The organism is Sporomusa sp. KB1 (genome assembly GCF_007830295.1).
Lineage (GTDB): Bacteria > Bacillota > Negativicutes > Sporomusales > Sporomusaceae > Sporomusa.
In genome coordinates, this window is the sequence record NZ_VLKC01000002.1 from 4037558 (window position 1) to 4049854 (window position 12297).

The following is a 12297-nucleotide window of genomic DNA, read 5'->3' on the forward strand; positions in this document are numbered from 1 at the left end:
AAAATAGGGAGAGTGACTTATTCATGGATATTTTTGATTTGGTTAATCCAAGGGAAATTGCAATCTATTGGCAGGGCGTGGCGTCTAATACAATTCCTTATCTCGGAGAAGTGTTGTTTCCGTCACAGAAGAAAGTTGGTTTGACTCTAAGCTGGATTAAAGGAAGTCAGGGCTTACCGGTCGCATTGATGCCGGCTGAATTTGATACCGAAGCACCAATTCGGGAACGTATTGGTGTGTCCCGTATTGAAACGGAAATGGCCTTCTTCCGTGAACGTATGGTCATAAAAGAAAAAGAGCGTCAAGAACTGCTAAATGCATTGGCAGCTCAAAATGCTACGCAACTGCAGGCTATCGTGAAACCAATCTATGACGATGCTACCAATCTAGTCAAAGGTGTTGACGTTGATGCTGAACGGATGAGAATGCAACTGCTTTCTACCGGTAAAATCGGCATTGAAGCCAATCGTATTAAATATAACTACAATTATAATTTCAAAGGGTCCCATAAAATTACTTTAAGTGGAACAGCAAAATGGAGCGATACTGTCAACTCAAATCCGGTACAAGATATTATGGATTGGCAGCAACTTGCGGAAGATGACACCGGAAATAAGCCAACCCGAGCGATCTGCACCCGGAAAACATGGGGATATTTGCTGCAAAACGAAAAGATTAAGAAGGATTTGAATGTGGAAAAAGGACAGAACATCATTATGACCGATAATATGCTGCAGCAGTATTTCATTAACAAACTGGGTCTTACCATTACTGTTTACACTAAAAAATATGCTTTGACTGTAGCCGGCGCCAGTCAACAGTTTTTCCCTGACAATGTGTTTACCCTATTACCGGATGGAAAACTTGGCGAAACCTATTATGGTACCACTCCGGAAGAAGCTGACCTGATGACGGGTGCTAGTCAAGCGCAAGTTCAGATTGTTAATACCGGTGTTGCCGTTACCTCATACAAAAAGGTGCACCCGGTAAATGTGGAAACGATTGTATCTGCAATTTGTCTGCCGAGTTTTGAAATGGCGGATTCAGTAATTATCGCAAATGTAGCATAAACGAGGCCTATATGGCCTCTTTTATTGTGGGGGTCTGCTATGGATATCAAATACTCATTTAGAAATGAAGAGGCGGTTCAGGCACTTAAACAGCGGTTTCCAGATACTTTTCAGCACAACATGATGCTTGCGGCTAAAGTATCAACTCGTGACGTACAGAAAACCGCCAGGGTAAAACATAGGTTTCGAAGCCGAAGTGGGAACCTGGAATTAGCGATTGATACCGATGTGCAAATAACACCTGGCCATGAAGTTATTGGCATTGTCCAGATCGATCCTAATAGTCCGGCCGGAACCTATGGTCCATATGTACATGATGGAACGCCGCCTCATATTATTCGACCACGGACTAAGAAATGGCTTAGATGGTCTAATGGATCAGGATTCCGATTTGCCAAAATGGTTAAGCACCCCGGGACTAAACGTGATCAATTCATTTACGAAGCCGGCGAAACTAACCAGCAGCATATTAATGATGTTTTTAACCGTTATGCCGACAGGGCAATTAAGGAGGCGGGCCTATGATCTATTGCTTTATTGATGATATTCGAGACGAACTTCTAAAAAAACTGGTTACAGAAGATGACTTACAGGAAGCCGGTAATGAAATTGATGATTTGGCCCGGTCTCTGAATGTGAATCCGGCAAAGATTCCTAATCCGGCCCCCAACACTGTAAAAAAACTGGCCGCAGCTTTAACCTTGACGATCACTGCCCGGAATAGTTCTTTAATGAATGCTAGCGGCGATGGTGAAGACGCATATGAGAAGAAACGCCAAGTCTGGGCCAAAGAAGTGGATCGTTTGTCGCGGATGATTACACCGGAATTACTTCTTGGTGGCAATCCCCCCGAAAAACGCCGTTTCCCGATGACAGTGGAGATGAAACGTGCATGAGTGACGCGAAACAATACCTTATTTGGTGGCTGCTGATTAAGCATTTCAGGGATTACTCCCGAGTGCAGCCGGAACTCGACGGTGTTGATGTTCGCGCCGGTGCCAAGAAGCCAAAAGATCCCTATCCTTGCATGGAGATTATCTGGGATTCTGAAGATGGCCTCTCTTTGTATAAGACTGATAAAGGGGAACTTAATCTATGGATTGATCTATGGATTCGTAATGATGATAGAGATCCATCAGCAGCTTATGCGGTAATGGCTGATCTTATGGAACGGGTATGTACTGTGCTGGTGCGATGGTCAGACGCATTACTTGAAGAACTGGAGATAAGCACAAATATTGATGTAAAGGATGCAATTTCCGATGCGGAGTCAAATCGGCCGCTGATGGGGATACGAATGATAGTAAAAATTGAATGGAGGCGATAAACCTATGTCAACACCAAGTGCAAAAAACCTATATATAGGCTCTGGCCAAGTATTTTTTGACCGGTTTGATGACGATGACAATCGTACCGGTCTTAGACATTTGGGCAATGTGCCGAAATTTAACTTAAAAACCGATGTGACTAAAGTCGAAAAAAAGTCTTCAATGAACGCGGCCAAGTCTACTTATGATGAAGCTGTAACAGATAAAAAAGCCTCTGCTGATCTTACCATTGAAGAATTTGACCCGGCCAATCTTGCGTTAGCTTTATATGGTACTGAGGGGATTATCAATCAGGCGGCTAAAATTGTTGTTAACGAGAAACAAAAAGCACAAATAGGGCGCTATATTCAACTTAATACCTATAACATATCCAATATAAAAGTGAAACGCCAAACCGGTTTGCCGGCTTCTATTGATGAAGCTGTTCCTTTTGGGACGTTAATAGGAGATGGGATGGTTACTTCGGGTGGTTTGTATACCGGGACGGCAATCGAAGATTATTATGTGACAGTAAGTGTAGCACCTACAGCTCTGGGAGCTGTGACCGGATGCAAAATTCAATGGAAAAAAGGCTTATCCGGAGTTTTTGGTACCGAGACACCGGTCACTGCGTCAGCAATTACTTTGGAATTAGGAATTCAAGTTACTTTCCATTTGGATGCCGGACAAACTTTTGCTGTTGGCGATACTTGGAAAATACATGTAACTCCAACGCAAATGGAGTATGTGGCCGGTAAAGATTTTAAGACAGATGAGGTGCTTTCGCGCGGGGGATTAATTCAAATTCCGGAGACTTCAACGATACCGGATGGAACAAATGTCTATCTTGACTATAATATACCTGAAGGTAAGTTTCCTAAAATAGCTGCTAATACAGCCAAAAGCATTAGGGGGTACATGCTATTCTTGGGAGACCCCTCAAAGGGTGCTGCCTACAATGGCGAGTTCTGGAAAGTAACTATTACGCCAAACGGGGAAATCCCCATGATCGGCACAGATTATGCAGGGTTTGATATCACGGTGACCTGCCTGGATGACAGTGAGAACCACCCGGATGAGCCATTGCACCGATTAGTAAAATTAAAATAACAATAGGCGCGGAGTAGTTCCGCGCCTATTGCTTTGAAGGGATGAATATTTATGGATAAAGAGTTAGAGACTCTAATACCTGATTGTGATATTACTCTGGCCAGTGGTGAAACCATTGTTATCAAGCCGTTTTCTTTTGCTAAGCTGCCTAAGGTGGTTTCATTGATTAATTCAATCGGTGTGGGTGTTTTTGTTCTGTTGGAAGCCAGGAATGGAATGCAGGTAGCTGCGGGAGAGCAGGCAGACGGAACGTCTACTTTAGAAATTGACGACTTAGTCGTGAACAAGGTAAATGAGTTTGTTGAATCCCATTTCGATGAGGTTGTGGAAGTCATGGCTATTTATTGCCGCCAGCCGAAAGAATTCTTCTTGGACGAAAAACGGGGGCCGAACATTGAGGAAGCCTGCCAAATTATCCTGACGATTGTGGAGCGACACCTCGGTTTTTTTATGAAAACCCTGCGCCCGATTCCGGCGCGGATCAGAGCCAAAGCGCAACCTGGGGCGACATTGTAAAGACTCTCAAACGAGAAGGGCATCTGTTCAGCGAGATCATGGAATATACGCTGGACCAGATGCTCTTTTTCTATGCTGATGCCGTTATGGCCAGGATTGACTATATGTATGATGTACGCGCGGCTGTTTGGGCTGATGGTAAGGATCTGGATAAATACATTACCAAGATTGTGGAGGGGTAGGCATGGCAAGAATACAAATCACCATATCGACTGAGAATGCACAGACCATAGCCGCCTTGAAGCAAGTGGCCGGGGTGGCAACTCAAACTGGTGATAGTGTCAAGAAAGCCGGGTCGGGCGCAGGGTTTGATAGTGCCACCAAATCAGCAGGCGGTTTATTGGATAAGCTTAGTAAGATAACCATTGTTGGAGCTGGGATTGTAGGCATTTTACGGGAGATTAAAGACACTGCAGCGGCTGTATTGGGACCGGGGTTTAAATTTTCAATGGATACTGAAACTACACGCCTTGGTATGGCAGGTATTCTTCAGTCTATGACATTGATTGACGGAAAAGCAGTATCGTTCAATGAAGCTATACAAATCAGTAGCGATACTATGAAAAAGCTCCAACAGGACGCGTTACGCACAGCGGCTAATGTCGATGAGCTTCGAGATGCCTTCTTGGCTGCGCTAGCCCCCGGTGTACAGGCTGGGATGACTATTGAACAAATTCGCCAGCTAACCACTGTCAGTGTGAACGCGCTAAAATCATTAAAAGTACCGGCACAGCAAACTGTTCAGGAAATTAGGGACTTAATTCAAGGTGGTATTACGGCATCAGGTTCTACGCTGGCAACGGCGTTAGGTCTTACTGATGCTGATATTGAAAAAGCAAAGAATTCTTCTGAAGGACTCTTTAAATTTTTGATGGACCGCATGAAAGGATTTGAGGAGACATCTAAGCGTTTTCCTGATACTATGCGGGGCCGTATGGACCAGCTTGAAGAAGTGTTTACGCAAGGTGGTGCAGCGTTTGCATCGAAGTTCGAGGAGCCAATAAAAGAAGGTCTATCGGCCATATCAGATGCAATCGGTGAAGTGGATGACAAGACTGGAGAAATTCATCTAAACCCTGCATTCGCTTCCTCGGCGGAAGAGGTAAACGGCATTCTTTCTGAAATGAAGTCACTGGCTAAGGACCTGGCACCGTCTTTTTCCTGGATTGGGGAAGATGTAGTTCCGGCCTGCAAGGATTTATGGGGGTCATTGAAGGATATTGGCTCCATGGTGGGCGACAGTCTCAGAATCATATTGAAAGAAACCAGACCTGTTATTGATTTCTTTGCCCAAGGTTTTCGGGATTTGGCGCATGATATCAAAGAGGCTACAGGATGGTTAGCAAATTGGTTTGATGTATCAGCGAGAAAAACGGGGGTAAAGACTCCTGTCAATTCTTCCAGCGACGATAATACACGGGGTGATAGAGACTATGTTCCGCCTGGCCTGCCACCTGCGGACCCTGGAAACATTACCGCCAAATATCCAGACAACAAAAAGGCTGTCGAAAACTCACAATCCGCGTTGAAAATGGCTCTTGCCTCAATCGAAGCTGATGCCAAAAAAGCGATTGCAGAGATCAAGCGAGAACAAGAGAGTATTGAAGTACTTTTTAAGCAGTCCATGATTTCCGCTGAAGAATATGCCCGGCGTAAAACTGAACTTGAAATTAAAATTCAGCAAGTAACTGTTGACGAGGCTCAAAGAAAATTTGAAGCTATTCAAGGTGCTCAGTATGATAAAGACAGCGAAAAAAATGTTGCTGTTTCTAAGGCCAATGAAGAGCTTAACATTGAAATCGAAAAACTTAGAACCTTTGGCACGAACCTTGATGATGTTAATAAGGCCATAGGTGCCATGACCGGTGCCAGCGATGCATGGCGTAAAGAGGTTGAGAATGTCAATATTGATGGACTGCAGGATAATGCCAAGGCGGCCATTAATTCCTTAGCAGCCTATTTTTATCAGCAGACAGGTCGGCAAATGGTTGTTTCTTCGGGGTTGCGTGACTGGGGCGGTCACGTTGGTGGCACCAAGTTTGATGTGGTTGATGATGCCACATCAGAACTGCTTGAAAAGAATGTAAATGGTATCCGTGATAAGGTGATCGCTTATGCAGAATCTATTGGTTTAAAGGTACTTGATGAGTACGCAAATCCATCAGAAAAGGCTACTGCCGGACATCTTGATTTTAATGCTAAAGATTTTACCGCGTCCTTTGCTGCGCAGGCAAAGATACGCATTGGACAGGTCTTAACCAAAAGTGGATTAGAATACTTAAATTCAATTCTTGAACTCATGGATCAAGCTGATGAGATTGTTAAATCACTAGCTGAAGCTAAGGGCGATGTGTCCAGCCAGCAGAAAGCGGAACTTGTTGCTAAATACGCAGATTTAAAGAAAAAATTCAACAATAGCTTACTTCCTGAAAATCGTAAGAAAGAAATTCTGGATGATATTGATAGGCTGCAAAAATCCGAGTTTTCCAAGCTCGACTTCTCCCAGATCCAGAAAAACTTCGAACTTGCCAACGGTCAACTGGTAACCACCCAGGAATCCCTTATGAATGAACTGGCTGCCGGCACTAAAACTGCCACGCAGGTTACGGATGAGTATTCCGCGCAGTATAAGGCCAAGACCGACAAAATGATTGCAGAATTACAGCGGATTATCACGGATGCGGACGCTCGGGGCGATGTTAGCCTGTCTAATTCGGCACGGGCTTTGTTACGGCAGATTGTGAAGTCGGTGAATGATTTTGCAGATGCCGTTATTGCCCGGATTGACGCCGAACTGCAAAACGAAATTTCCATGATCAATATTGATCGGAATTTGACCAGCCGACAAAAGCAGGATAAGATTGATGAGGTGACAAGGCAGGCTGCTGCTAAACGGGCGACTGAACAAGAAAGAGAAGCACAAAACCTTCGAGAAATTGATAGATTTGAAGGTGAAAATAGAAATGCGGCTACGATTGCTGATCTTGAGCAATCTGCGAGACTTAACAGGGAGTTAGCTAAAACTCCAGCTCTCATTGAAAAAATCGAACAAGCTGGAAAACAAGGGCTAGAAGATGGCCTGTTAGATTTTCTCGAACGTGGTGTAATTGAGTGTAAGAATCTTGGTGAGGCATTCCGTAACCTTGCAATCACTGTTTTACAGTCAATCCAAAAGATATATGCTCAAGAAATGACGAAGCGGCTTATGTCGGCATTTGGTTTAGGCAGTTATGGCAATTCTGCAAGTGGAAACTCTAGTTCGACTTTTAAATTCCCTACAAGCATTGATATAACAAAGCCTTTTAGTTTTGCCGAAGGCGGTAGTATGGATAGCGGAAAAGTATCCGGGCCTGGTACCGAAACATCTGACAGTATTTTAGCCTGGGTAGGCAATCTACGCAAATTCATCCGCATTGCTAACGGGGAATTCGTTATGCGCGGGGCCGCTGTGAAAAAGTATGGTGCCGCATTTCTTGAACGATTGAACAGTGGTCAGGTGCCAGTAGGAATGTTGCAAAAATATGCTGTAGGAGGTTCTCTGACCAATAGGAGCATTGCGGATATCCCTGGACCACAAGAACTTTCTGCATCGCTTGTTAGTAACAATAGCACTACTATTCCGTTTAATATTATGAATATCATTGATCCAAATTTAATGGGCAAATTTGTGCAGACTCGTGAGGGGAAAAGGGCTTTACTAAACTACATCAAAGACGATGCCGGAACGATAAAGAGAATTTTGAATATCCCCGGATAATTGACAAAAAACGGTAGAAAATGATATATTGAGGCCAAAAGAGGTGATGATTTGAAAAAGATAATACTTATTTTGGTCTCAATAATGTTGCTAGGTATAGGCCAGGCTAGCGCTGAGATAACGAGAGGGGAAGATACTTTTACTGGTGGTGCAACTATTAATAGTGTAATCAGCACTCCTAACCCAGCAGATTTAGATGGTTTGGTTTTTCGCAAGTTTGCTAACACTGATCCTAAAGAGTACGAACTTTGGGCGAATCGAATAACTTCTAAGAGCTTTTTATTCTCAAATACGGCTATCGAGATCAAAATTGATTCTTACCCAACTGAGGAAATTGCTATAAAAAAGAATGGTCTTATTACATTAGCAGATGGGAGACAATATTCTCATATTACAGCACCGTTAACTTCTGGAGATATAGAAAAAATAAAAATGGCAAAACGAATTGCTCTAAAATTCCCAACTGCTGTTGGTTCTTACGTTTATATCCTCCCCGACGCCGTTCTGGCCGAGTGGAAAGAAGTAATAGCCGCCGAGAAGTGAGAAGTACTTGCTAACCAAGACTTAACAAGCAAGTTAGCAACAAATCCTTTTAAAAATGGAATAAATGGGCTATAATAGACATAGGTTAACAACAGCAAAACGCCCCTGCTGGTAACAGGAGCGTTTTGCATTGGGAATACCGGAGGTTACTTGGTGGCTTCATGGATGATTTGATAGATCACCCATAAAGCACCGCTTGAAACGGTTAGCGTGAACCATTTCGTTTTCAAGTGCATGGCACTCACCTCCTGTATTCAGTTTAGGACGGGCTGCAATCCCGTCCTTTTCCTATTATAGCAAGGAAACACTGGAAAAGTCATCCTGTAGCAGTTTTCTAAATTACTTTAAACAAAGCAAAACCCTCGGAATAGTCCGGGGGTTTTCTTATACTGAAAGGAGGTATCTCATGGCCGTCTTAGAATCCACAGCTAACAACACATTAGAATTGGTCAAAAAAATAGTTGCTTTTTTGACTGATCCAAACAATTTTGGCTACGGCAATCAGTGGCAGCTTCTGCGACCGGCGACCGGCATTGCCGCGGACATTGTCGATGAAGTAATTTTAAAAGGCGTCGGCGATGGACAAGATGAAATATATGTAGGTATGAAGGTAAAACCCAACGCAAAGTCTGAAGGGCAAATCGATATTGTGTTGAACGGCTTTGCCGGATTTGATCCCTATCTTGCGTGGTATGAGCAGCCCGGTGCCATCCCTCATCCGAAGCTACCCACGATTCCTCTCGTTGGCGATGTCCGGACAACCTTCTGGCTATCGGCCAACACATCCCGTTTTATCCTGGTTGTACAAATGTCAACACAGTATGAAAGTGCCTATGTAGGTTTTTTAAAGCCGGTGGCAGTAGAACGGCAATATCCGTATCCTCTTGCAATCGGTGGCAGCTACATTGAAGACGGAAAATGGGATAATACCGGACCCGGCCACAGTTGCTTTTTAAACCCGGGTTCCGGCGTATATGGGGGACTTGGTGGGTTTGGTGCCGTCTATACCGATGATGCCAACGAGAATACAACCTCTTTACGTTTACGGCGCCCGGATGGAGTTTGGTGTTCCGCACTAAATAAAACCCTTAGCGACAAAGCGGCCATGTTTGAAAAATTGTGTGTGTGGCCACAAAACACAGAACCAACCAATGTTCTGACAGTCCTGGATAACAGTCTGACCGTCGAGAACGTAATCATGTTTCCCTGCTTGCTTTATGAAACCTTTCCACCGGGCATCGTCGGTCAATTCGACGGTGTCTATTTTATTGGTAACCGAGAGGATTTAGCGGTAAAAGATGTTATCATTCACAACGGTCAACCGTACAAAGTGTTTAATAATGTCTTTCGCCGAGATAACGACGAATATTTCGTCGTTCAATGGTTTTAGGTGGTGATGATGACATGCCTTATCTAAAGGGAACGGCTACGGACCATGATGATTTACTGCGACAAATCATTGATTGGACTACCGACGAAACCATACATGGCACTGATGCCTGGGAGTTAATGCGCAACGAGCCTTGGCCGCGTGGAACTATTTTAAAGGCACATGGCTGGCGGGAAGGCGAACATCAGTACATAGGCTTCCTGCACACGCCGCTTGTAAAAGGAAAAACCTATAAAGAATGGTTTTTAACAGAAAAGATTCTGAGTTCTGAATTTCTCTGGGGGCAGCAGGGCATAAACAGTAAACCAGGCATTAACTATTATCAGCAAGTAAAAGATGGTGCAATTATAATTCACGCTGCTAGAGAGATCGTAATAACTAACGGTATGGTTACCATTTACACCAAAAATAATGTGGGGACATATGTTGATGCCATTTCTTACTCTTTTTTTCCCGCACCTGAACTATTTGAAACCTCCTCCCATCCTATGTTCTTAGGGGTATTTAAGCAGTATTCACAAGCTCTGGATTGGCATCAACAAGCAGGTGGCGAAAGAAGGACGATACATCCTAAACCATTAAAATACTACATCTCAGGATCCTCACACCCCTTTGAGTTTAATCCTCCGCTATACCCTGGCGTGGGATATCCGGCAATTAGTTGCGCTTTGGAAGGGTTTGAAAACGGGTATGCCGATTTCTGGTTAATCAAAGATCGATCTCGCATGATTTTAGTAGTTAACAATGGCGGCTGTTGGGAAGTTGGCTATCTGGGATTTATAGAGCCTTACCACAAGCCGGAGGAATATATTTTCCCGGCTTGTACTATTGGTGGCACATCGGGTGTAATTCCGGTTGGTGAAACCGTTCCCGTTAACACGCCGGAAATCGGATATAGATTTGATTATACGCCTCAAAACTGGAGTCTTTCTCATGGAAACCCGACCTATGCGGCTACCCCATGGACTGGGAACAATAATTGGCTTGATGAGGATGCTATTTCACAAGTTCAGATCATGTTGCCGGATGGCCAATGGCAATCTTTTGCCAACTGGGCCATAAAAACAGAGATCATTGTAATAATTGGCCCCGCCTACTTTTATCCCCATAAAGAACCGGATCAGCCGCAAGGCTTACGGCATTACATCAGGCCTACCTACTCCAATATTGGACTTACTACGCATGTATACGACAACAGCAAAACCACATATCAGTTGGAACCAATTGAATTTGTGCAAAGTAGATCAAATCAAGCCAATATACTGGGGAAGCTATGGCGAATTTTTTGGCCTAGTTATCCCATCTATAAATTCGGCGAACAGGTCATTGAGGGAAAGCGGCACCTAATCATTCCTAACAGTTGGGATTGGAGAAGGTTTCATATTCCACACGGCAGGACGTATATCGTCGATCCCTTGCCGCAATTAGCTCAAGATCAGAGAATGCAAGTATTATCAAATGCTATGAATATAGTGGTCAGATTGGAGGATTGAGGAATGACTTACCAAAAATATGAGAACTTAGGTGGTCCAAACGATGTATTAAGTAAAATGCGTGAATTTGCTCTTGCTAATGGCTGGAGCATATTGGAGAACCTGACTCCGGATCTTGCTATTGATGAAACAGGGGTAGTGGATGGTCTCCGGCTATCCATTCAAAAGGGTAATATATATGCTCATTTTCGAACGGCAAACGGCGAGGCCATATTCCAGACACAAAATAACGCCGCTAAGGCTACTAAGGCTAAGTGCGCCTACGGGATTGGCCTGGTTTGTTCAACCGGCTACAGCTCTACACCGCCAAGTGGATACTGGTTTGACCAACCGAACGCCACAAAACACAAAGCAACACAGCAGGTAATTGGCGCTGGCATATCGGTTAAAAAAGATGCGAATTTACGATTGCACTGCAATGCGATCACTGAACCGGAAATCATGATTATGTTTAGTCTGGAACTCGAAGAAGGATTGTTTCAGCACCTGGCTGTAGCCAACGTGCAAAAAGTAGGGGCCTGGGCCGGAGGAACTATTTACTCTGGCAGCAAAAACAGTGTTACAATGTTTCCGGTTGATTGGTCCCCGACAACTATTGAGAATTTGAGCAATCACCTGTTTGGCATGTCGGCACAGGCCAGCACCTTTTTGCGCTGCGATATTGACGCGGCACCTTTGCGCAATCCACCTGTCCTGTGGGCCAGCGCCGGTCCGGACGGCAGTGATATTAGCCAATGTTTTACCGGCAAGATATTGGGGTTACCGGTAACCAACCTGAACGTGCTTGGTGAAGCCTGGTTCCCTAAAATTCCACATTATGCCTATTTGCAAAGCCAAAGTGCAACTGATGTTGGCCGCAATGTTAATACTTTGAACTGCATCAGTGTCAATATTCCACTGGCGCTCTACGTACAGCGTGACCCGGATTCCCTGCGGAATTATAGCCAGGTTGGTTATGTACCCGGCATGAATTGTATATCCATGCGCAATGTGGCACCGGGGCAGACCTATGAAATCAGCTATCCGCAAAGTGGCAATCTGTATCAGGTATTTCCCCATGTGCGGCGGGGCGGTGCGTTTGGGTATGACGGCATCTCAGTAAAACAATAAA

General features: G+C 44.3%; 12 protein-coding genes. All 12 read left to right on the forward strand.

What is annotated here, in order from left to right:
• Positions 1 to 23 precede the first annotated feature (23 nt).
• The 12 genes from SALPA_RS22555 (at position 24) to SALPA_RS22605 (ending at position 12296) form a co-directional block, all read left to right on the forward strand.
• Positions 24 to 1070 (forward strand): major capsid protein, encoded by a 1047-nt coding sequence (locus tag SALPA_RS22555; protein ID WP_145099278.1) that lies wholly within the window; start codon positions 24 to 26, stop codon positions 1068 to 1070.
• A 39-nt stretch (positions 1071 to 1109) separates the two neighbouring features.
• Positions 1110 to 1595, forward strand: a complete 486-nt coding sequence (locus SALPA_RS22560) for a hypothetical protein (RefSeq protein WP_145099281.1) — start codon at positions 1110 to 1112, stop codon at positions 1593 to 1595.
• Entirely contained in the window at positions 1592 to 1966 is a 375-nt protein-coding gene (locus SALPA_RS22565) for a hypothetical protein (protein ID WP_145099284.1), read from the forward strand. Before SALPA_RS22560 ends, SALPA_RS22565 begins: the two co-directional genes overlap by 4 nt.
• A complete protein-coding gene (locus SALPA_RS22570; RefSeq protein WP_145099287.1) occupies positions 1963 to 2397 on the forward strand; it encodes a hypothetical protein in 435 nt (144 codons plus the stop codon). Before SALPA_RS22565 ends, SALPA_RS22570 begins: the two co-directional genes overlap by 4 nt.
• Before the next feature lie 4 nt (positions 2398 to 2401).
• Entirely contained in the window at positions 2402 to 3487 is a 1086-nt protein-coding gene (locus SALPA_RS22575; RefSeq protein ID WP_145099290.1) for a hypothetical protein, read from the forward strand.
• 51 nt (positions 3488 to 3538) lie between these two features.
• The gene (locus tag SALPA_RS22580; RefSeq protein WP_145099293.1) at positions 3539 to 4003 is read left to right on the forward strand and encodes a hypothetical protein; all 465 of its coding nucleotides are present in this window, start codon (positions 3539 to 3541) and stop codon (positions 4001 to 4003) included.
• Positions 4004 to 4041: 38 nt separating this feature from the next.
• On the forward strand, positions 4042 to 4185 hold the full coding sequence (locus SALPA_RS29255) for a hypothetical protein (protein ID WP_186451194.1): 144 nt from the start codon (positions 4042 to 4044) through the stop codon (positions 4183 to 4185).
• A 2-nt stretch (positions 4186 to 4187) separates the two neighbouring features.
• Positions 4188 to 7760: a hypothetical protein gene (locus tag SALPA_RS22585; protein WP_145099296.1), complete on the forward strand. Its 3573-nt coding sequence runs from the start codon at positions 4188 to 4190 to the stop codon at positions 7758 to 7760.
• 51 nt (positions 7761 to 7811) lie between these two features.
• Positions 7812 to 8303, forward strand: a complete 492-nt coding sequence (locus tag SALPA_RS22590; protein WP_145099298.1) for a hypothetical protein — start codon at positions 7812 to 7814, stop codon at positions 8301 to 8303.
• A gap of 406 nt (positions 8304 to 8709) precedes the next feature.
• Positions 8710 to 9693, forward strand: coding sequence for a hypothetical protein (locus tag SALPA_RS22595; RefSeq protein WP_145099301.1), 984 nt, complete (start codon positions 8710 to 8712; stop codon positions 9691 to 9693).
• Between the two features lie 14 nt (positions 9694 to 9707).
• Complete coding sequence (locus SALPA_RS22600) at positions 9708 to 11186, forward strand: hypothetical protein (protein ID WP_145099304.1); 1479 nt, start codon at positions 9708 to 9710, stop codon at positions 11184 to 11186.
• 3 nt (positions 11187 to 11189) lie between these two features.
• Entirely contained in the window at positions 11190 to 12296 is a 1107-nt protein-coding gene (locus SALPA_RS22605; RefSeq protein WP_145099307.1) for a hypothetical protein, read from the forward strand.
• Position 12297: the final 1 nt, after the last annotated feature.